This window comes from Flavobacterium sp. OHVDL-2026-0007, assembly GCF_059882335.1.
Genome location: NZ_CM187612.1, coordinates 3,589,129 through 3,611,599, shown reverse-complemented (window position 1 = coordinate 3,611,599; position 22,471 = coordinate 3,589,129). Strand labels below are relative to the sequence as shown.

Below are 22,471 nucleotides of genomic sequence, written 5' to 3'. Positions count from 1 at the left end.
CAAATGAAAAATCAAAGTGTAAAAAATAACATTGACTGGATAAGTGTTTTTATCTACAGTTCGTTGGTAATATTAGGGTGGCTTAATATTTACTCTTCTTCATTATTATCTACTGATGGAACCTACCAAAAGCAACTTGTTTTCATTGGATGTACCATTCCATTGATTTTTATAGTGCTTTTTGTTGACGGTAAATTTTATGAAAAATACGCCAGTATTATCTTTGGCGTTTCTCTTTTATCACTATTGGGTTTATTTGTTTTTGGAAAAACCATTGCTGGACAAAGATGCTGGTATGCCATCGGAAGTTTTACTTTACAACCTTCAGAATTTGCCAAAGCCGCCACTTCGCTGGCTTTAGCTAAATACCTAAGCGACACCCAAGTAAACCTTAAAGATGTAAACAGGCAAATTCAAGCACTAGCCATCGTATTCTTACCTGTCTTATTAATTTTACCACAACCCGATCCCGGAAGTGCTTTAATTTATAGTATATTCATCATTGTATTGTATAGAGAGGGCTTGCCATCCTGGTATGTTTGGACTGGCGCCATCACCATCCTATTATTCGTACTAACACTGGTTCTAGAACCGTATGCCGTTATTTTAATTGCACTGGGAGTACTTATCATTATCCATTTCAAGGGCAGGGCGGTTGACCGAAACATAATCCTTAGCAGTATCTTATTAGTCATTATTTCAGCTTTCGTTCTATCGGTAGATTATGTTTTTGATAATATTTTCAAACAGCACCATCGTGACCGTTTCAATATCTTATTAGGAAAAACTGTCGACATGAAAGGTATCGGATACAATACCAATCAATCTGAAATCGCTATCGGATCTGGAGGCTGGATTGGAAAAGGATTCTTAGAAGGAACACAAACCAAAGGAGGCTTTGTTCCAGAACAGCATACCGATTACATCTTCACTACGGTTGGTGAAGAATGGGGTTTTGCGGGTTCTTTACTGGTTATTGGACTCTTTGCTGGATTATTTTTGCGCGTCATCTATTTAGCAGAAAGACAAAAAACCAAATTCAGTCGCGTATATGGCTATTGTGTTGCCGGAATTCTATTCACTCACTTTTTTGTAAACATCGCCATGGTTATTGGGATTTTCCCAACAATTGGAGTTCCATTGCCGTTCTTCTCCTATGGAGGTTCTGGACTTTGGGGATTTACAATTTTATTGTTTATCTTCCTCAAAATGGATGCAAACAAGGTTAATGAGTGGTAGGCTAAAACTCAAGAAAAAGATCCCTGCAGCCTTCATAAAATAAGAACATACCTAACGATACAGCCCAGTAACTGGTTTTACAACACAAAAAGTTGGGCTTATTTCCACAGCAGTTATATAATTTTTTTCCAGAATTAAGTAAAAAAAAGTCCGACGTTCAGAACTTCGGACTTTTTTTTCATCTTCCTCAAAATGGAAAACACAAGCGTATTAGGGATTAAGTTAAAGCACAAGAAAAGGATAGCCCTAAACAAGAACAAAAAGAAGTAACCACACAGTCCAGTAAACCGTTTTACAACACTAACAACTGGCTTACTTCTACATCAGCTATACTATTTCTCTGAGTATTAAGCATAAAAAAGTCCGAAGTTTAGAACTTCGGACTTTTTTATGCTGTCGTAAATACGACCTTATTCTTTATACATGCTCACTAGGTCTTTTTCTTAGAAGCTTTACCAACACTGGAAAAGTAGAAATGATCACGATGATGATGATAATATATTCAATATGTTGCTTTAAATCAATCCCCTGCTTCAAAAACACTCCATATAAATAGTGTCCCGCGAAAATCAATATAAACGACCATAAAAAAGAACTTAAAACGTTATAAAATACAAACTTCTTTTTATCCATCGAAACGATACCTGCAATAATTGGAGCAAAGGTTCTAAAGATTGGTAAGAAACGTGCATATATAATTGCTTTACCTCCATACTTTTCAAAAAAGTCCTGCGATTGCAGCAAATACTTCTTTTTAAACCAAAAAGTATCCTCTTTTTTAAATAGATAATAGCCACTTTTAGCGCCAAACCAATATCCGGTCATGTTACCCAGAACCCCCATTATGGCTACCAAAGTAGAAAGCAAAAATACATTTACAAAATCACTCGGAATATGAATTACATTCTCCATTAAATCGCGGCTATAAATACCCGCCAAAAAAAGCAAACTATCACCTGGAAGAAAAAAACCTGCAAAAAGACCTGTTTCAGCAAAAACTATAAACAGCACAATATACAAACCAATTTGAAAACCACCGATACTAAGTGTAATATAAAATTCAGGGTTTATTAATTGACTCCAATCAAAATTATTCATAAAATGGTTGTTACATTTATCAATCGGTGAAAGTAATAATAATTTAGCTTAACCACAATTAAATGCGATATTTTAAAGATAAATTAACTATTAAAAAAAGCCCAGTAAAAGGCGGACTTGCGCGAAAAACACTATTCTCTTTCGTACTTGCAACAAGAGTGCAAATTATCATAATCTGCTTGAGTTGCTTTCACCTCTTTGGTATCATGACCTACCTTTGCAATGGCTGCATTTAAATCAGTTGGCGTCGCTTTTTCCTCGTTTAAAATCACAGTAAGCTGATGTGAAGCTATATCCCAATTTGCAGTCTTTACACCAGGTACACCAAAAGCAGCTTTCTCAATACGCTTTTTACATTGTTCGCAATTACCCTTTACCTCTGTGGTATATTTTAAATTCTTATTTTTTTTTGTTTGAGTTTGAGCCTGAGCTGAAAATCCAAAAATAGCGAACACTGCAATTAAAATTAAATTTCTCATTTTGTTTAGTATTATTTATTGTTAATTCTTAAAATTGATTTTTATCCCTGACCTCAGTATGGTCTGCTCCTCTTTACTTTATCTTAAACCGTAAACCAGCATAGTACATTTGTCCAAAGATTGGCGCATACGCAACAGAAGCATCAAAATTGGGTCCAAACGGGTCTTCAGCACCCAAAATCGCTCTATCCTGTCTATAGTTTCCAATATTCTCTCCTCCTATATACACTTCAAAAACAGACGAAAGAACTTTAGTTACTTGGACATTCATAACCGCATATGCTGGTGAAAATTCCGGAAATTGATCCGCTACAGGGTTTGATGCCGTATAAGGCAATTGCTGCTTCCCTGACCAATTAAAGGTATAATCAAACTTCCACTGTTTCTCATCATTCAAAGGCGTTTCATATTCCAAATTCCCTAAAAAACGATGTTTAGCCTGCAAGGGACGCTGAAAACTACCAGACAAATAATCCACCTGAATGTCGTAGTATTTATAGGCTGTTCTTAAATTCAACTGATGAATCAATTCATAGTTAAACTCCAGTTGAAAACTATTGGCAAACGAACTTCCCTTCAAATCGTAAAACAATACTTCCTGTGGACTTTGCATGACATCAACAACAGCCTGATTTTGGAAATCGGTACGATAGAAGTCAAAACCTACTTCAGCATTCTTATTGAAAATTCGGAATTTCTGAGAAAAACTCAGCCCATAATTCCAAGCTATTTCAGGGTTCAAACCATATGTTTTTCCGCCAGTATCCAAAATTGAAAAAGTTCTTGAACTAGCAAAGAGCTGCTGGTTTTCAGCAAAAATATTAGCCGTACGTTTTCCCCTACCAGCAGAAAAACGAAGTACTCCATATTCCCAAGGATTATAGCGTAGGTGTAAGCGAGGCGTTACAAAAAGACCTAACCTATTATGATTATCCACTCTCCCTCCCAAGATTAAACTAAAATTCTCTGTATTATCATAAGTGTATTCAAAGAAGGCCCCAACCGAATTATCGATTCTACTGTAATCATTCACATTGATAAATTCCTGATACTGATCGTATGAAAAGTTCAAACCTGCCGTGAATTTATTCTTGGTGTTATTGATAATCGAATTAAAAATTAAATTCGAATAAAAACTATTCTGCTTGATGTCGTACCCATTCAATCCAAAATAAGACTCTTGATTATGACTATTGAAAGCATTCTGAAATCCGATACTTTGATAAGGCATATCCGGAAAAACATAGCCCACTTTGGTTGAAACATCAAAACGCTCGGTATTGATTTCAGAACCCCAATGATTCTTTGTTCCGCGATCTCTATCTTTATCAAAGGCCACTTCACCAATCTGTTTCTTATCATTCATATACCTGAAATTGATAAAACTAACCAAACCACTCTCAGCATTGTAATATTGATAGCGATTCAAAACATTGATTTGTTTGCCTAACGGATTATCCAAAAATCCGTCTTTATTCATATCATTCTTTGACACACGGGTATTTCCATGTACAAATAAACTCGTCGCCCACTTATCGGATAGTTTTTTATTGAAATGCGCATTCAATTCAAAACGCGCATCAGTAGAACCGTATACATTTAAAAAAAAGGGCACATCATCCAAGGGTTTTAAAAGCTCAGTATTGATTTGTCCTGAAATACTTTCATAACCGTTTACTACACTTCCAGCTCCTTTGGTTATCTGAACACTTTCGATCCAGGTACCAGGAGTAAAGGATAATCCGTAGGCCTGAGAAGCACCACGCACCGATGGGATATTCTCCTCGGTAATCATCAGATACGGACTTGTAAGGCCCAACATCTTAATTTGTTTTGTTCCTGTCAAGGCATCGGAAAAATTCACATCGATTGATGGATTTGTCTCAAAGCTCTCCGCCAAATTACAACAAGCGGCTTTCAATAATTCTTTACTGGTAATAACAGAGGTGTTGGCTGTAACCGTATAGGATTTTTTAATTCCTTTTTGCTTTTTTGTGACTTTTACTTCTTGTAAATCTTCTTGTGAAAAAGCAGATACAGAAAGCAAAACCATAACCAAAAGCATGATATTCTTTTGCATAAAATGATTTTAATAATAATTAGAAAAGCTGTCGTTAGTCCATTCTTATCCAATAAGAAACTAGACTACAACATCACATAAGTCGAAAATCGACTTGATTCCAAACATTAAAATCAGGCGTAAAAAATATATTGACTATACAATTTAAATAAGGGAGGCGCATTCGCATCAAAATAATACAAAATGACTTGATTGCTGTTGACCTCTGGAATTGACAAAAAGACAATCGAACTATATTCTTGAATTACAGCAGGAAGACCAAGCTGGAAAAAGAATATCTTAAAAATGGCATTGTCTGACTTTTTCTCAACATGAACTACTTTGTTATGACAACAAGAAGATTTTTTATCAGACACACCACAACAGTTCTTTTCAGTTGTTGCAGTAGTGGTTTTATTTAATGAAACAGAAGCAATTTTACCTCCACAATAATGTACATCGATAGCAAAACCAATGTTGGAAACCAACAATAGCAACGCTAAAAATAAGCCTGTACATTTTTTTAATTTCATAATTGCAAAATTATCCAAAAACTTCATAACATTCTCAACTTCTAGGCAAAATTTTAAAACTTAATTACTGATCATTAAAGACCAAATGAAAAAACAACGATCAACAAAAAGTTCATAAACAAAACCCCCAGTCTTAAAAAACAATTACGCTTTAAAACCATTTTCATAAATATAAAAAGTCCACAAAAAAACAGCTGCCAAAACTAGCAAGATACCAAAGCCCTTTAACTTTACTTTCCAAGGATATTTTTTTGAACATTATCGTGTTTTTGAATCCTGCTTTAAATACTTTTGTATAAAAATTATGCCTTATGACATTTGAACAATTAAAACCAATAGTAACTACTATAGTAGCAGACACAAAACTAGTTAGAGACGAAAAACTATTAGCCATTTGCCAATTATTGAACGAAAACATAGACTACTATAACTGGGTTGGTTTTTATTTTGCCAATCACGAAAACAAAACTTTACACTTGGGGCCTTATGTAGGTGCTGAAACAGACCATACAGTAATCCCTTTTGGAAAAGGAATCTGCGGACAAGTAGCCGAAAGCAACGCCAATTTTGTAGTACCCGACGTAGCGGCACAAGACAATTATATTGCTTGTAGCTTCACGGTAAAATCTGAAATCGTTGTCCCTTTATTTGTAAACGGACAAAATATTGGTCAAATTGATATCGACAGCCATGTTATTGATCCTTTTACAGAAGCCGACGAACGTTTTTTAGAGTTTGTCAATCAAGAAATTGCTAAATTGTACTAAAAATAATACATTCGCGTAACTTTACTTTTATTCTATACCATGAAACTAATTTTACGCGTTTTCTTTTTCTTTGTCCTTTCCTCAAAATTATTCGCACAAACCACAACTGCTGCAGACAAAGTGATCTACCTCGATTCCACTTGGGCAGAAACCACAACTGATAACTATAAATACATCAGAGTAATCAAAGAATATTACGCCGCTAATAAAAAAACCTATACCATAAAGGAATACTACAAATCCAAAAATATCAAGTTGATTGGTTCATCATCAGACAGAGATATCATTAAGCAAGAAGGACCATTTGTTACCTATTACGAAAACGGCAACAAAAAACTTACTGTGACCTATATCAATAAAAACAAAACAGGCAAAGAATACAATTGGTACGAAAACGGATCACTAAAATCCGAATTGGAATACTTTCAAAATAAAAAAGGAGCAGTCGAGTTTAAAGTCCTTAACTATTGGAGTCCCCAAAAGCAACAAACAGTAACTAATGGCAACGGCAGCATTGAAGACAAAAACGATAAGCTCGAACGAAGCGGACAAATAAAAGACGGGCTGCCAGAAGGTATTTGGACTGGAAAAAACTTAACCAATAAATACTCCTTCACGGAACAGTACGAAAAAGGCCTCCTTAAATCTGGAACAAGTATTGACTCCTTAAACGTACAGCACTCTTATAAGGTAGTATTTGAGAAACCAGTACCGAAAAATGGCATCAATTCTTTTTATAGATCTGTTTCCCAAAATATGATTATTCCAGTGGAAGCCCGCAATAAAGTCTTTGGAAAAATTTACATCTCTTTTGTGGTAGACTTAGAAGGAAATCTGGTCGAACCTAAAATTTTAAGAGGTATTGGCCACGGTCTTGATTTAAACGCTGTAACTGCACTAGCAGCCGCTGGCAAATGGATCCCTGGACAAGAAAGAGGTATCCCGGTAAGAACTATTTATTCCATACCTATTACAATTGCAAAAAATAGACAATAAAATTCGTTTTTCCAGAAATAAAATGTAAATTTGCACCGTCTTACAAAAGATGTATGACATACATAAAAATCATTAAATAATATTGGAATGTATTTAACTAAAGAAAAAAAAGAAGAGATTTTCGCACAACACGGTGATGCAACAAACACTGGAAAAGCTGAAGCTCAAATCGCATTGTTTACTTTCAGAATTAGTCACTTAACTGAACACTTGAAAAAAAATCGTCATGATTATAATACTGAGCGTTCATTAGTACTTTTAGTAGGTAAAAGAAGATCGTTGTTAGATTACTTGAAAAAGAAAGAGATCAACAGATATCGTGAGATTATCAAAGTATTGAATATCAGAAAATAATCAATATAGAAAAGAGGTGCGAAAGTGCCTCTTTTTGTTTTTACAGATTATAACTATTACAAGCATTTTTACAAGAAAAAAAGTTTGGTTTTTCATTGGGTTTTAGATTAACAACAACTACACACAACAACTACAACAACACAACTAAAACCCATTGTATAACCAATAAGGCAAAAATTTATGATTCCACAATTATTTGTAGAAAAAATCGATTTAGGTGATGGCAGAAGCATCACAATCGAGACAGGACGTTTAGCTAAACAAGCTGACGGTTCTGTAGTAGTAAGAATTGGTAAAACTGTTATTTTAGGAACAGTTGTATCATCAAGAAAAGCAAGTCCTGGTATCGACTTTTTACCATTAACGGTAGATTATCGTGAAAAATTTGCAGCTGCAGGTCGTTTCCCTGGTGGTTTCTTCAAAAGAGAAGCTCGTCCTAGTGATAACGAAGTATTAACGATGAGATTAGTTGACCGTGTTTTACGTCCACTTTTCCCAAGTGATTATCACGCAGAAGTTCAAGTTATGATTCAATTAATGTCTCATGACGAAGAAGTTATGCCTGATGCACTAGCAGGATTAGCTGCTTCAGCAGCACTTGCACTATCTGACATTCCTTTTGAAACTTTAATTTCTGAAGCGAGAGTTGGAAGAATTGACGGTAAATTCATCATCAATCCATCTCGTGCACAGTTGGAATTATCTGACATCGATATGATGATTGGAGCTTCGACTGATTCTATCGCAATGGTAGAAGGAGAAATGAAAGAAATCTCAGAAGCTGAAATGTTAGAAGCAATTAAATTTGCTCACGAACATATTAAAGTACAAATTGCTGCTCAAGAAAGACTAGCACTTGCTTTTGGAAAAAAAGAAGTACGTACTTACGAAACTGAAAAAACAGATGATGCTATTTACGCAAAAGTAAAAGCAGCAGCTTATGATAAAATTTACAACATCGCTAAAGTTGGTTCAGCTAAACACGAACGTACTGCTGCATTTGATGCTGTAAAAGAAGAAGTAAAAGCATTATTTACAGAAGAAGAATTGGCAGAAAATGGAGATTTAGTCTCTAAATACTTCTACAAAACCAACAAAGAAGCTGTTCGTAATGTAACTTTAGATTTAGGAACTCGTCTTGACGGAAGAAAAACTACAGAAATCAGACCAATCTGGTGTGAAGTAGATTATTTACCATCTGTTCACGGTTCTGCATTGTTTACGCGTGGAGAGACTCAAGCTTTGGCAACAGCGACTTTAGGAACATCTAGAGAAGCAAATCAAATTGACTCACCATCTGAACAAGGAGAAGAAAAATTCTACTTACATTATAATTTCCCTCCATTTTCTACAGGAGAAGCTCGTCCGTTAAGAGGAACTTCAAGAAGAGAAGTTGGACACGGAAACTTAGCACAAAGAGCATTGAAAAACATGATTCCTGCTGAAAATCCATACACTATCAGAATCGTTTCTGAAGTATTGGAATCAAACGGTTCATCTTCTATGGCTACAGTTTGTGCTGGAACATTAGCGTTAATGGATGCTGGTATTCAAATGATCCGTCCAGTTTCTGGAATTGCAATGGGACTAATTACTGATGGTGACCGTTTTGCAGTTCTATCTGATATTTTAGGTGATGAAGATCATTTAGGAGATATGGATTTCAAAGTAACAGGAACTTCAGAAGGTATTACAGCTTGTCAAATGGACATCAAAATTGACGGATTGAAATACGAAATCATGGAGCAAGCTTTAGCTCAAGCTCGTGATGGACGTTTGCATATTTTAGGTAAATTACTTGAAACTCTTGCAAAACCAAATGTAGATGTTAAAGCACATTCTCCAAAAATTATTACCAGAACTATTCCTGGAAACTTTATTGGAGCGTTAATTGGACCTGGAGGAAAAGTAATCCAAGAATTACAAAAAGCTACAGGAACTACTATCGTAATCAACGAAGTAAACGAAGAAGGTGTTATTGAAATCTTAGGTACTGATCCTGCTGGAATTGAAGCAGTATTAGCTAAAATTCAATCTATTACTTTCAAACCTCAAATGGGAGAAGCTTACGAAGTTAAAGTAATCAAAATGCTTGATTTTGGAGCAGTAGTAGAATATACAGCTGCACCAGGAAATGAAGTTTTACTTCACGTATCTGAACTTGCTTGGGAGCGTACTGAAAACGTTACTGACGTAGTAAATATGGGCGATGTATTCCAAGTAAAATACCTTGGTCTTGATCCTAAAACAAGAAAAGAAAAAGTGTCAAGAAAAGCACTTTTAGCTAGACCTCCACGTGAGGAGAAAAAAGAGTAATCAGATCTTAGTTTACTAAAGGTTTATTCATAGAAAACCCCAATTCATTCATTTGAATTGGGGTTTTTCGTTTTAATCAAAACACTACCATTCAAAACATTACAACAAAAACATGTTTTTATTTAAAATAAAAAACTTTTTTTGTAACTTTTTCGCAACTCCTCACGTATAACTATTTGTACACTTAAAAATTGAGGAGACAAAAACATGAGACAACTTAAAATCACCAAGCAGGTAACCAATCGTGAAACTGCTTCATTAGACAAATATTTACAAGAAATTGGAAAAGTTGACCTAATTACCGCTGACGAAGAGGTAGAATTAGCACAAAAAATAAAGGCTGGTGATCAAAGAGCTTTAGAAAAATTAACAAAAGCCAACCTACGTTTCGTTGTATCGGTTGCTAAACAATATCAAAATCAAGGATTAACTCTTCCAGATTTAATTAACGAAGGAAACTTAGGTTTAATTAAAGCGGCTCAACGTTTTGATGAAACTCGTGGTTTCAAATTTATCTCTTACGCTGTTTGGTGGATTCGTCAATCCATTCTTCAAGCATTAGCAGAACAATCACGTATCGTTCGTTTACCTTTAAACAAAATTGGTTCTATCAATAAAATCAACAAAATGTACGCCTTATTAGAGCAATCTAATGAGCGCCCACCATCTGCTGAAGAAATTGCAAAAGAACTTGACATGACCGTAAATGACGTAAAAGAGTCTATGAAAAACTCTGGTCGTCACTTATCAATGGATGCACCTCTTGTAGAAGGAGAAGATTCTAATCTTTATGACGTTTTACGTTCTGGAGAATCTCCAAACCCTGATAGAGAATTAATTCACGAATCTTTGCGTACTGAAATTGAACGTTCTTTAGAAACATTGACTCCAAGAGAAGCTGATGTTGTTCGTTTGTATTTTGGACTAGGAGATCAACACCCAATGACATTAGAAGAAATTGGAGAAACTTTTGACTTAACTCGTGAGCGTGTACGTCAGATTAAAGAAAAAGCAATTCGTAGATTAAAACACACTTCTAGAAGTAAAATCCTAAAAACCTATTTAGGTTAATACTCGTATAAATTCATTTTTTCTAATCCGCAATTCCAAACAAAACTTGGAATTAGAATTTTTAAACTTGAACTTTTAAAGCAAACAACAGTTTGATTGACTGTTCGTTTTTTGATTGATGATTGAAACTCCGGCTGATTACCGGAGTTTTTTATTTTCATCCCTCATCAAAAATTAAATGCAAACTCTTTTAGACAGACTATTTCAACACGTATTTCCTGATCCATTTACCCCTTATTGCATCCCAATAATAAACGGTCCTTCGGATAAAATTCATTTCAACAATCAAGAACTAACATTCTTTGAGAACTTTAACCAAACCCTTGCGAACTTTGCAGTTAAAATCTACCTTTGCAAAAAAACAACACTACTGTAAAGAAATACAAGCGTAGCTCTTTACACAAACACTACTACACCATGAAGAATACACTTATTGCTCCATCTGTTCTTGCAGCTGATTTTGCCAACTTGCAACGCGATATTGAAATGATCAACAACAGTCAAGCTGATTGGTTTCATATTGATATTATGGACGGGGTTTTTGTTCCCAATATCTCATTTGGAATGCCTGTTTTAGAAGCCATTTCAAGACATGCTAAAAAAACAATTGATGTACATTTAATGATTATTGATCCAGACCGATACATCAAAACTTTTGCTGATTTAGGCGCAAATATCCTGAGCGTTCATTACGAAGCTTGCACTCATCTTCACAGAACCTTACAAGCTATTAAAGCAGAAGGAATGAAAGCAGGAGTAGCAATCAACCCTCATACCAATATTGACTTGCTAGAAGACGTAATTAATGATATTGACTTAGTTTGTATCATGAGCGTAAATCCAGGTTTTGGAGGACAATCTTTTATTGAAAACACTTACGACAAAGTGAAAAAACTAAAAGATTTAATTACGCGCAAAAATGCCTCAACCCTCATCGAAATTGATGGTGGTGTAACCAACAAAAATGCCAAACAATTAGTAGAGGCCGGTGCAGATGTTTTAGTTGCTGGAAGCTTTGTTTTTAAAGCAGAAAACCCAACACAAACTATTGCCGACTTAAAAGTTTTGACTACTCTTTAAATTTTTCAAATTCGGAAAGAAATCAATACCCGTCATTTTTTCTAAAGTTTCAATAGGAACTACAAAATCATAAAGTGACTTATTACTGTCTTCATTAGGAACCAAAAAAGCAATTGCTTTATGCTCGTTTCCTGATTTAGCAAGGATAATTTTATAAAAATAATTAGGAACAGCAACTTTTTCTGTTCCTATTTTTTTATCCGAATCTTTCAAAATCCCTCCAGTGACCACATAAATATTATGATATTTACCTGCCCAATAACGTGTTTTTTGCTCTAATCTATTCCAAATTCCACTATTAAAACCGTGATCTTGAGGTGAAATATTAGACGTATAAAAAGTGTCGCTATAGGCATTCTCATCAAATTCCATATCACCAGCCGGACAAAGATGTCCTTTATCATAACCTGATTTTTTATAATTTCTCCAATCAGCAGAGCCCGTTGTCACTTTTGGATCTTCAATGAAATAAGGCCTTTTATAATCACTGTTTTTCAAGTATTCTTTCTTCAATTCATAGGCTACCCATTCCGCCTGCTCAAATTTTTCAACATATGAAAGTGTATAATATTTATGCTTCACAATTTGCTTGGTTGTCGAAGTAGGCAAATAGGCCACTGAGTAACCAAAACCGGTATTGTCTTGATCCAAAACAAAAGTCGATTGCCGATCTTGTTCTTCACTAATAACACCTACCTCTTTTTTACACGACAACAACACCAAACCCATCAAAACTAAAACAATATAATCCTTCATCTACCCTAATTTTTCATTAATGTTAGTTAAACTTACAAAAAAAAACGCTCCAAAAAAGTTATTTTTCTGAAGCGTTTTACTAAGAAATTAATTTCTATAAAACTATGATTTTACTAATTTATCCTTTTTCATTTTAGGTGCCACTGCATTTTTAACGAAACCTTTTCCTTGTAAATCATCCAACACATTTAATGCTTCTTCCACATAAACATCTTTAGATAATGCCTGATGCCATATGTCTCTTTTCTCTTTCAAAGTAGCATCACTCTTCATTTCTAACTCCTCATAAGGCAATGATTTAAAAACCAAATTGTTTTTGTAATCCGAAATCGGTTTGTATTTCTTTCCTTCGTTTTCAACCTGAGCTTGAGTTGCTTTAAAACTAGCAATATTCAAACTATAGGTATTCTCTTTGTTTTTAACGTCAATCCATTTCGCATTGTCCTCGATCAATTTAAACTGAGGATTTGAGGCTATTCTGTTTTTACTACTGCTAATCGCTTTAGTGAAATCTTCATTTGATTTCCAAGTACTATAATTTGCTGGATCGATTTTATCCCACGGCATAGCATTATCAATATCACGTTCTCCCATTTTCAAATAAGCATAACGATCCGGCATCACCACATCACTATGAACTCCCTCTAACTGAGTAGAACCACCATTAATTCTATAAAATTTTTGTCCCGTGATTTTCAAAGCACCCAAATCACCATAGTTAGCATTACGTACAAATTGATTTAAATCCAATACATTTTGAACAGTTCCTTTACCGTAAGTTTGTTTACTTCCAATAATAACCCCTCGTTTGTAATCCTGAATGGCAGCAGCTAAAATCTCTGATGCTGAAGCTGAAAAACTATTAACCATGATTACTAAAGGTCCATCCCATTCGATCTTTTTATCTTTATCATACAGTACTTCTTTCTTTTTTCCTGCCGATTTAACTTGTACAATTGGTCCTTCTTCAATAAATAAGCCCGCAATATCAACAACAGTAGATAAAGATCCTCCTCCATCATCACGCACATCCAACACGATACCACTCACCTCTTCTTTTTTCAATCGCTCCACTTCAAGAGCAATATCTTTTCCAGCATCGCGACCATCTTTGTTTTCAAAATCGATATAAAATTTCGGCAAATAAATTACCCCATATTTCACGCCGTTTTTCTCTACAACACTAGATTTAGCATAAGTCTCTTCAATTTCAACCACATCTCTAATAATAGAAATAACCTTGATAGTTCCGTCTACTTTTTTTACGGTAAGTTTTACCTCAGTACCTTTATGTCCTTTAATTTTTTTCACCACATCATCCAAACGCATTCCTACAACATCTACAGGTTCGTCGTTTCCTTGTGCTACTTTCAAAATCATATCTCCAGACTCCAACTGTTTTCCTTTCCAAGCTGGTCCTCCAGAAATCAACTCATCAATTTGAGTGAAATCATTTTTCTTTGTCAATTTCGCTCCAATACCTTCTAACTTCCCACTGATATTAACATCGAAACGATCTTTATCTTCAGGAGCAAAATAACTTGTATGTGGGTCAAAACGCGTCATAATTGAGTTCACATATACAGAAAACCAATCCTCTTTATTAAGATCTTTAATCAGACTAAAATTATCATCTAAAGATTTCAATGAACTATCGCGTGTTTCTTTTTCTAAAGCATCAAAAGACTTTTCCTTATACCCAGCATCCGCTTTCTTTTTATCCTCTTCTATCTTCTGTTTGGTTACCAGAGAAGAGAGTGTCGATAATTTGATTTGCTTTCTCCATCTTTCATTAATCTCAGTAGCATTTTTAGCATAAGGTAAATGCTCATAATCCGCATTAAAAGTCTCATCTACCTCATAATTAAACGGCTGTGCTAAGATGGTTTTATATCTTTTTTTACTTTCTTCCATACGTTTCATCAATCGGGTATAAGTAAGATTGAAAAACGTTAAATCTTTATTCAAAAATTGATCGTCTAACTGCAATTCATATTGCTTAAACTCTTCTATATCTGACTGTAAAAAGAACCTTTTCGAAGGATCCAGTGCATCGATATAATCCTTGAAAATCCCTTTAGAAAACTCATCATTTATCTCAGCTGGACTATAATGCCCTTTTTCTATAACGAACGCCAGTAATTCCAATAGGGTTTTATCTCTATTAGGGTCTGGATCTATTGTCCTATCCGCATTCATCTTAAATGCAAACAACGTTAGCGATAAGCACAATACAGCTACAAGTATTTTATAATTTCTTTTCATAAATTTTATAATAGCATTCATCAATTTTTTAATCTAAGTTACGGTAAAAACTATGCCACTAAAGCTAAGTTCACTATAATTTTTTGTTAAAGATATAAAAATGTTTCATGTACTAAAGTCTTCCTGAATTTAGTTGACAATTTTTTTTTTATTTGTTAGTATTCTACCAAAATCTGTCACTACATTTGCTTTAAAGGTCCAAAACAGGCCTTTACAAAAACAACAAACTCAGCATGAAAAACGAAAAACCACTTATATTAGTTACCAATGACGACGGCATTTTAGCTCCTGGAATCAGAGCTTTAATAAGCGTTATGGAAACCATAGGCGAAGTAATCGTAGTGGCTCCCGACAAGCCTCAAAGCGCAATGGGACATGCCATCACCATTAACAATACCTTGTTTTTAGACAAAATATCAAAAGAAGAGGATACGGTAGTTGAATACAGCTGCTCGGGCACTCCTGTTGATTGTGTAAAACTAGCAGTCAACGAAATTTTAAAAAGAAAACCAGACCTCTGCGTTTCTGGAATCAATCACGGCTCGAATTCCTCTATAAATGTAATTTACTCCGGAACGATGAGTGCGGCTGTTGAAGCAGGAATTGAAGGAATTCCAGCCATTGGATTCTCCTTATTGGATTTTGATTGGAATGCGGATTTTGAGCCTGCTAAATCTTTTATTAAAAAAATCACTTTAGAAACGCTTGCCAACAAACTACCTACAGGAGTTGTTTTGAATGTCAATTTTCCAAAACTAAAGGAAAACGAAATAAAAGGGATGAAAATATGTCGTCAAGCCAAAGCCTATTATGCTCAAAAATTTGACAAACGCCAGACCCCTTTTGGCAAGGATTATTATTGGCTTACTGGTAAATTCACCAACGAAGACAAAGGGGAAGATACAGATGAATGGGCTTTAGAAAACGGATACATATCTATAGTACCCGTACAATTTGACCTAACTGCACACCACAGCATACAGCAACTTAATACTTGGAACTTAAATGAATAAGAAAGACCTTGTTATTGGTTTCCTTATAGGGATATTCACCTCCATACTCGGAAGTTATTTGTTTCTAACTTTCTTTACCCAATTTGATCTCTCCTCTGGAATTCAAATCATTAAACAACATGGGTACTTAGGAAAAGTGATCACTTTAGGCTCCATTTTAGACTTAGTAGTCTTCACTATTCTTCTAAAAAGGAATAAAGAGCTCATGGCTAGAGGAGTAGTTTTAGCAGTGATTGTTATTGCCCTTTTCACTTTCTTTATTTAAATCTTATCTTTGCTTAGCAAAAAAATACAGTGTTTACCAATTAAAACACACCCTTAAAGACATTCCTATGAAATATTACATAATAGCTGGCGAAGCTTCTGGCGATCTACATGGTTCAAACTTAATGAAAGCATTATACGAGGAAGACCCTCAAGCGGACATAAGATTTTGGGGAGGTGATCTGATGCAGAAAACAGGCGGAACATTGGTAAAACACTACCGCGAACTAGCTTTTATGGGTTTTGTCGAAGTTCTTTTCAATCTAAAAACCATCTTAAACAATATCAAAATTTGCAAAAAAGACATCAGCGCATTTCAGCCTGATGTGTTAATTTTTATTGACTACCCAGGTTTTAATATGCGTATTGCAAAATGGGCTAAAGCCTTACACTACAAAACACATTATTATATTTCACCACAAATATGGGCATGGAAAGAAAGTCGCATCACTGCTATCAAACACGATATCGATAAAATGTTTGTCATTTTACCCTTTGAAAAAAGCTTCTATGAAGACAAGCATCATTTCCCTGTAGATTTTGTTGGTCATCCCCTAATTGATGCCATCCAAAATCAACCTCCTTTTAACGAAACGATCTTTAGGAAAGAAAACCAATTAGGAGACAAACCCATTATTGCCATTTTACCCGGAAGTCGTAAGCAAGAAATCACTAAAATGCTAAGTGTAATGTTAAGCGTTGTGAATGATTTTCAAGATTATGAATTTGTAATTGCTGGGGCGCCAAGTCAGGATTATGAATTTTACCAGCAGTTTATTAGCAATAAAAACATCAAATTTATCTCTAATAAAACCTATGACTTACTTCGTTCTTCAACTGCTGCTTTAGTCACTTCAGGAACAGCAACTTTAGAAACTGCTCTCTTTAAAGTTCCCGAGGTTGTGTGCTACAAAGGAAGCACTATTTCCTATCAAATTGCCAAACGCATTATTACCTTAAAATACATTTCGCTTGTCAATTTAATTATGGATCAAGAGGTCGTTACTGAATTAATCCAGAGCGACTGCAATACCAAGCGCATCAAAGAAGAATTGCAAAAATTATTAACCCCCGATTATCGCGACAAACTATTAAAGAATTACGACATCCTAGAACAGAAATTAGGCGGAGTTGGTGCCAGCAAAAAAACAGCAAAACTTATCGTCGCTGATCTCAAACAAGTTTAAAAATTACTGTTTTGAAAAAAATAATCCTTCTACTGCTTTTTACCGTGATTTTTACTTCTTGTAAATCAGGCTCTGCTGCAGTAAACCATAAAGAAAACAAACGCGAGAATAAATATGTGGTCACTCATTTAATTGAGAACGCAACGGATAACCTTGGTGTGCGTTATAAATCAGGAGGAACAACCAAAAATGGTTACGATTGTTCGGGCCTAGTCTTCACTGCTTTCGAATCTGAAAACATAAATTTACCCAGAACCTCTTTTGAACAATCAAAAAGAGGGATTGTAATTAAATTTGATGAGGCTCAAAAAGGAGACTTAATTTTCTTTAGAACCAACAGAAGTAGGCAAATTAATCATGTTGGACTTATCGTTGAAGCCAATTCAACTGAAATTAAATTCATACACTCTTCCACTTCGAAAGGCGTTATCATCTCCTCCACTAAAGAGGCTTATTATCAAAAATCTTTTGCCCAAATCAATCGAATAATCGAATAGTTTCGCTTGCAGTAAAACAAACCACCTGCAACAGCAAAACACCTTATCTCAAAAAAATATCCCTTTTCGCAAAACGAGCGAAAAGGGATTCTACAAATTAAACTAAAAACTTAATTTAACCTTATTAATCATTGGCATGCAAAATAGCTTCTGATTCAGCAATCCATGCCTTTACACCACCTGGTTTATACGCTATTTTTCCCAGAGCATTAAAAGTAGTTTTACTTTTTCTAATAAAAGCACTAGCAAAACACACCTCTGGCAACTCTTGAACCCCAAAAGCATTTTTGAGTTTAACTATTTGTTCTTTATCGCTATCTGAAGCAGTTGCATCTGATAAGTCCAACTTTACAAGAATAACATTATCACGGGACCAAGCAGCAAAATCCGGGCTCTTCAATATTTCATTTTGAAGATTAGGTGCTACTCCTGTGGCCGTAAACAAAATCAACATTGGCTTTCTTAATTCGTTACTTTTTTCAATAGCCGACGCCATACTAGTTCGCCAAATTAAATTTTGTGAATGCAAAAAAAAGGAACCTAATAAGAATAATCCGATAAGTAGTTTTTTAATCATTTTATACTGGTTTTGGTTAGATTAACGGAACGAAATTAACATAATATTTTAATTTTCCAACTTTTATTAATACAAAAAACGCATTATATCCTTTGATTCTTACAATAAAGTATCAAAATAACAATTCAGACAAAAACTCCTTTTTGCTTTCTTACAAAACAAAAAAAACTCCTTACAAATCGTAAAGAGTTTTTCATTTGACAATAGTGCCTATACCTTATTTTTAAGATTTTTTAGGATTAACAATTTCATTGGCTACTGTTAACCAAGCTGATGGACCTCCAGCAACATAACCTGTTTGCCCTAGCCCTTTAAAATTCACTTTACCATCTATTGATTCTGCACTAGTAAAATAAACCGTAGGAAATCCTTGGATCCCAAAAGCCTGTTGTAACTCGTTATTCTGATTTTTTAATTCAGGTGTTTGCGGTGCTCTTCTTGGATAATCTAATTCTACCAAAACAACATTATCTGTTGCCCATTTTTTAAACTCTGGCGTTTTCAAAACTTCGTTTTGCAAACGAATACACCAGCCACACCAATCACTACCAGTAAAAAACATCAACATTGGTTTGTTTACTTTATTACTTACTGTAATGGCTTCTTTAACATCCGTATACCATTTTAACTCTTGTGCTTTCACAGCAAACGCACCCACTAAAAATAAGGTGATCAAAAATATTTTCTTCATGTTTTATATGTTTTTTTTATATTTTTTACAAATTTAAGCAAAAAAAAGAATCGATCAATATCGCCTATTTTACTTCTTGCATTAATTTTTTAATGAATGGCGAAATTACAATTAGCACCACACCTGCAATGATAGAATAAATAGCCAATTGATAATATCCTTCTGTATAGGACTGTAATTTAGAAACCAGGGTATCTCCTGTATTGGATTTCGAAATTTCAGCACCTAATTTTCCCGCAGCCAATTGTCCAAATGCACTCGCTAAGAACCACAGTCCCATCATCATTCCAAACAACCTTTTGGGAGATAATTTGGTAATGATAGACATTCCAATAGGCCCTAAACAAAGCTCACCAATAGTGGTTACTAAGTAAGCCAAAGTAAACACGTTTAAAGAAGCAATACCATCCACATTAGCAAAAAACTTAGTCAAATAGAAAATATAAAAAGACGCTCCTAAAAACAAAAAGCCAATTCCAAATTTAATCAAGGTATTAGGCTCTAACTTTCGTTTAGCCAGCCATAACCACAACAAACCAATTAATGGACTTAAGACCACCACAAAAAAGGTATTCGAACTATTGTTCACTATATTGGGGTCAATGGTAAAAAACAGTAATTTATCATTTAAATTATCTTTGGCAAACAATGACAATGACCCTCCACTTTGCTCATAAATAGCGTTGAACAAAAGATAGAAAAAGATAAACAAAAAGGCCGCAAAAAGCTTTTTCTGCATTTTCACATCTCCTAATTTAACCAATTCATACGTAAAATACAAAACCGCCAATACACCAATAGTATACATGAAATAGTCTGTATAATCCGTATTTTTTACCATTATAAAGATGAATGGCAAGCTCAATATTGATGCAGTATATACGGCTATCTCTCGAATTCTTCTTTTAGCAGGCGCCAAATTCAGCAAAGGTGAATCTCCAATTGGACCTAAATATTTCTTAGTAAACAAAAAAGTAATCAAACCTAAGAACATCACCACCGCTGCCGACAAAAAGCAAAGTTGCCAAGAATAATATTTACCTAAATAAACACATAAGGCACCTCCAAAAAGTCCTCCAACGTTTATTCCTGCATAAAACATTCCATATCCAGCATCTCTACGACCGTCATTTTCATGATACAATTCCCCTACCATTGATGAAACATTTGGTTTAAAAAAACCCGTTCCTATGATGGAAAAAGCAATTCCATAATAAAAGAAATCATGAGGAGAAACCGCAATCAGAAGGTTTCCAAGAATCATGACAATACCACCAAAAAATAACGACTTTTTAAATCCCAATACTTTATCGGCAAAAATACCTCCAATAAAAGTAAAAGCATACACAAAAGCCTGAATAGCTCCATATTGCAAATTAGCATGTTCATCTTTCAATAAAAGCTGATCCACCATAAAGATAACCAACACACCACGCATTCCGTAAAAACAAAAACGCTCCCACATCTCCACAAAAAACAGATACCACAATTGCTTTGGGTACTTGCCTTTAAAATTTTGAATCTCCTCTAAAGTGATCTTCTGTTCCATTTATTTATAAATAATTAATTGATTCCTTTTTCTTTCATTACTTTATTAAGTTGCTTTACCAGACCAAACATCAGTACCGTTGCAAACATTAACAAGCCAAAATTAACCCAAAAAAAGTTGGTTTTATTGTCATAGGTATCCCACATACTGGCTAAAACCCCACTTAGTTTATTTCCAATTGAAATCGCCAAAAACCAACCACCCATCATTAACGAGGTAATATTCACAGGGCTCAATTTAGAGACCACTGATAGTCCCATAGGACTTAAAAACAATTCCCCAATAGTGATGATACCATAGTTAGCTACCAACCACCAAGCACTTACTTTCTCAGTTCCATCATTCCCTATTTGAACAGCCGCTACCATCACTAAAACAGACAAGGCCGATATCAATAATCCAAAGGCAATTTTAGTAGGTGTTGACGGTTCTTTCTTTCTGGCTCGTAAAAAAGAGAAAAAAGCCACAATCAAAGGAGTCAATATTATGACCCAAGCTGGATTAATAGACTGACTCAAATTGGTCGCCCATAGATGCACTTTTGCACCTTCAGCAGGTAACTTTTCAGGAGCAACATTTCTAAAATACAACGGATAGTTTACTTCTTTTACCACCTCTCCATTTACTTTTTGCAAACGAAACTGATCATCATAAAGCTCAGTAGATTCCTTTTTATAGCTTACTTCTTTGGCTAATTTTAGTTTGCCCACTACCTCACCAGCGTTCCCCACTACTTCTCTATCCGTATAACGATCAGCCCAAGTAGTTAACGCAGAACCATTTAGTTTGAATACTGCCCAAAATAAAATCACAACACCAAAGATAGCTAGTAAAGCCCCAATGGGTCTTTTATCTTCTACCTTTGCCTTGAAATAAAGTGATCCATAAAAGAAAATGATAGGAATACAGGCAAAAATAAAAGCATCTGTACTATCAGAGCCAAAAATATAACTATCTAAATTCGTTTCCGAGGCTACTCCTTTTAACAACCATCCAATGGCACCAAAAACAAAAGAAGGCAACAAAATAAACAAGACAATTTTATAAAACGGCATATCTCCCTCCTGCACTCCTTTTTTCTGATCATAGCCTACATAATGTTTTGTACCCAATAAAAATACAATCACACCAATAAACATTCCTACACCAGCAGCCATAAATGCCCAATGCCACCCTAAAAGGATTTGCAAGGCCGCCCCGAAGAAATTACAGATAAAAGCTCCAACATTGATTCCCATATAGAAAATATTATAGCCTTCGTCTTTTTTATCCTTATACTCTTCTTTAGCATAAAAACTTCCTAATAGCGTAGATATATTGGGCTTAAAAAAACCATTACCTACGATCACAAAAGTCATGGCAACATACAGGGTTGTCATATCGTGTACCCCCATTAAGAGATAACCAATACCCATTAAAATCCCACCAATAACGATAGACTTTCTGTAGCCTAAATAGCGATCCGCAACAAGTCCACCGATAAATGGCGTAAGAAAAACCAATGCAATAAAAGTCCCATATAAATCAGAAGCTTCTTTCTCGGTCATCGCAAAACCAGACTTTACATCCTTAAGATACAAAGTAAAAATCCCAATCATCAAATAATAACCAAAACGTTCCCACATTTCAGACAAAAACAAATAAGGCAACGCTTTTGGATGTTTTTTCCACATAATTCTA

At 34.8% G+C, this 22,471-nt stretch carries 21 protein-coding genes; 11 read left to right on the top strand and 10 right to left on the bottom strand.

The window, feature by feature from the left end; translation table 11 throughout:
* Positions 1-3 precede the first annotated feature (3 nt).
* Entirely contained in the window at positions 4-1,239 is a 1,236-nt protein-coding gene (gene rodA, locus AC51AA_RS14845) for a rod shape-determining protein RodA (RefSeq protein WP_500703005.1), read from the top strand.
* Positions 1,240-1,656: 417 nt separating this feature from the next.
* Here rodA and AC51AA_RS14840 read toward each other — a convergent pair whose 3' ends face one another.
* From AC51AA_RS14840 to AC51AA_RS14825, 4 genes are all read right to left on the bottom strand, one after another.
* Complete coding sequence (locus AC51AA_RS14840; protein WP_500703004.1) at positions 1,657-2,337, bottom strand: DedA family protein; 681 nt, start codon at positions 2,335-2,337, stop codon at positions 1,657-1,659.
* A gap of 131 nt (positions 2,338-2,468) precedes the next feature.
* Positions 2,469-2,816, bottom strand: a complete 348-nt coding sequence (locus tag AC51AA_RS14835; RefSeq protein WP_500703003.1) for a heavy-metal-associated domain-containing protein — start codon at positions 2,814-2,816, stop codon at positions 2,469-2,471.
* 73 nt (positions 2,817-2,889) lie between these two features.
* A complete protein-coding gene (locus AC51AA_RS14830) occupies positions 2,890-4,896 on the bottom strand; it encodes a TonB-dependent receptor plug domain-containing protein (protein WP_500703002.1) in 2,007 nt (668 codons plus the stop codon).
* A gap of 113 nt (positions 4,897-5,009) precedes the next feature.
* Positions 5,010-5,408, bottom strand: coding sequence for an HYC_CC_PP family protein (locus AC51AA_RS14825; protein ID WP_500703001.1), 399 nt, complete (start codon positions 5,406-5,408; stop codon positions 5,010-5,012).
* 311 nt (positions 5,409-5,719) lie between these two features.
* Between AC51AA_RS14825 and AC51AA_RS14820 the strand changes: the two genes are divergently transcribed.
* The 6 genes from AC51AA_RS14820 (at position 5,720) to rpe (ending at position 11,992) form a co-directional block, all read left to right on the top strand.
* Positions 5,720-6,175, top strand: coding sequence for an XrtF-associated fRMsr-like GAF protein (locus AC51AA_RS14820; RefSeq protein ID WP_500703000.1), 456 nt, complete (start codon positions 5,720-5,722; stop codon positions 6,173-6,175).
* Positions 6,176-6,214: 39 nt separating this feature from the next.
* Positions 6,215-7,171 (top strand): energy transducer TonB, encoded by a 957-nt coding sequence (locus AC51AA_RS14815; protein ID WP_500702999.1) that lies wholly within the window; start codon positions 6,215-6,217, stop codon positions 7,169-7,171.
* Between the two features lie 87 nt (positions 7,172-7,258).
* A complete protein-coding gene (rpsO, locus tag AC51AA_RS14810) occupies positions 7,259-7,525 on the top strand; it encodes a 30S ribosomal protein S15 (protein ID WP_500702998.1) in 267 nt (88 codons plus the stop codon).
* A 180-nt stretch (positions 7,526-7,705) separates the two neighbouring features.
* Positions 7,706-9,841 (top strand): polyribonucleotide nucleotidyltransferase, encoded by a 2,136-nt coding sequence (locus AC51AA_RS14805; RefSeq protein ID WP_500702996.1) that lies wholly within the window; start codon positions 7,706-7,708, stop codon positions 9,839-9,841.
* A 207-nt stretch (positions 9,842-10,048) separates the two neighbouring features.
* Positions 10,049-10,912, top strand: coding sequence for a sigma-70 family RNA polymerase sigma factor (locus AC51AA_RS14800; protein ID WP_026707723.1), 864 nt, complete (start codon positions 10,049-10,051; stop codon positions 10,910-10,912).
* Positions 10,913-11,329: 417 nt separating this feature from the next.
* Positions 11,330-11,992: a ribulose-phosphate 3-epimerase gene (gene rpe, locus AC51AA_RS14795; protein ID WP_500702995.1), complete on the top strand. Its 663-nt coding sequence runs from the start codon at positions 11,330-11,332 to the stop codon at positions 11,990-11,992.
* Here the strand turns inward: rpe and AC51AA_RS14790 are convergent.
* Together AC51AA_RS14790 and AC51AA_RS14785 are read right to left on the bottom strand one after the other, a co-directional pair.
* Positions 11,969-12,748 (bottom strand): DNA/RNA non-specific endonuclease, encoded by a 780-nt coding sequence (locus AC51AA_RS14790; protein WP_500702994.1) that lies wholly within the window; start codon positions 12,746-12,748, stop codon positions 11,969-11,971. The two genes, rpe and AC51AA_RS14790, sit on opposite strands and share 24 nt — an antisense overlap.
* 102 nt (positions 12,749-12,850) lie before the next feature.
* Positions 12,851-15,034, bottom strand: a complete 2,184-nt coding sequence (locus AC51AA_RS14785) for a carboxy terminal-processing peptidase (protein ID WP_500702993.1) — start codon at positions 15,032-15,034, stop codon at positions 12,851-12,853.
* 212 nt (positions 15,035-15,246) lie between these two features.
* On the opposite strand from AC51AA_RS14785, the gene surE reads away from it, so the two are divergent.
* The 4 genes from surE (at position 15,247) to AC51AA_RS14765 (ending at position 17,974) form a co-directional block, all read left to right on the top strand.
* Complete coding sequence (surE, locus tag AC51AA_RS14780) at positions 15,247-16,026, top strand: 5'/3'-nucleotidase SurE (protein WP_500702992.1); 780 nt, start codon at positions 15,247-15,249, stop codon at positions 16,024-16,026.
* Positions 16,019-16,291 carry a hypothetical protein gene (locus AC51AA_RS14775; RefSeq protein WP_500702991.1) on the top strand — a complete coding sequence of 91 codons (273 nt, stop codon included), beginning with the start codon at positions 16,019-16,021 and terminating at the stop codon, positions 16,289-16,291. Before surE ends, AC51AA_RS14775 begins: the two co-directional genes overlap by 8 nt.
* Positions 16,292-16,358: 67 nt before the next feature.
* On the top strand, positions 16,359-17,477 hold the full coding sequence (gene lpxB, locus AC51AA_RS14770; RefSeq protein ID WP_500702990.1) for a lipid-A-disaccharide synthase: 1,119 nt from the start codon (positions 16,359-16,361) through the stop codon (positions 17,475-17,477).
* Positions 17,478-17,488: 11 nt separating this feature from the next.
* A complete protein-coding gene (locus tag AC51AA_RS14765; protein WP_500702989.1) occupies positions 17,489-17,974 on the top strand; it encodes a C40 family peptidase in 486 nt (161 codons plus the stop codon).
* A 124-nt stretch (positions 17,975-18,098) separates the two neighbouring features.
* On the opposite strand, the gene AC51AA_RS14760 is transcribed toward AC51AA_RS14765, so the two are convergent.
* The 4 genes from AC51AA_RS14760 to AC51AA_RS14745 form a co-directional block, all read right to left on the bottom strand.
* Positions 18,099-18,551, bottom strand: coding sequence for a thioredoxin family protein (locus tag AC51AA_RS14760; protein ID WP_500702988.1), 453 nt, complete (start codon positions 18,549-18,551; stop codon positions 18,099-18,101).
* A 223-nt stretch (positions 18,552-18,774) separates the two neighbouring features.
* On the bottom strand, positions 18,775-19,242 hold the full coding sequence (locus AC51AA_RS14755) for a thioredoxin family protein (RefSeq protein ID WP_500702987.1): 468 nt from the start codon (positions 19,240-19,242) through the stop codon (positions 18,775-18,777).
* A gap of 64 nt (positions 19,243-19,306) precedes the next feature.
* Positions 19,307-20,791, bottom strand: a complete 1,485-nt coding sequence (locus tag AC51AA_RS14750) for a peptide MFS transporter (protein WP_500702986.1) — start codon at positions 20,789-20,791, stop codon at positions 19,307-19,309.
* 14 nt (positions 20,792-20,805) lie between these two features.
* Complete coding sequence (locus tag AC51AA_RS14745) at positions 20,806-22,464, bottom strand: peptide MFS transporter (RefSeq protein WP_500702985.1); 1,659 nt, start codon at positions 22,462-22,464, stop codon at positions 20,806-20,808.
* Positions 22,465-22,471: the final 7 nt, after the last annotated feature.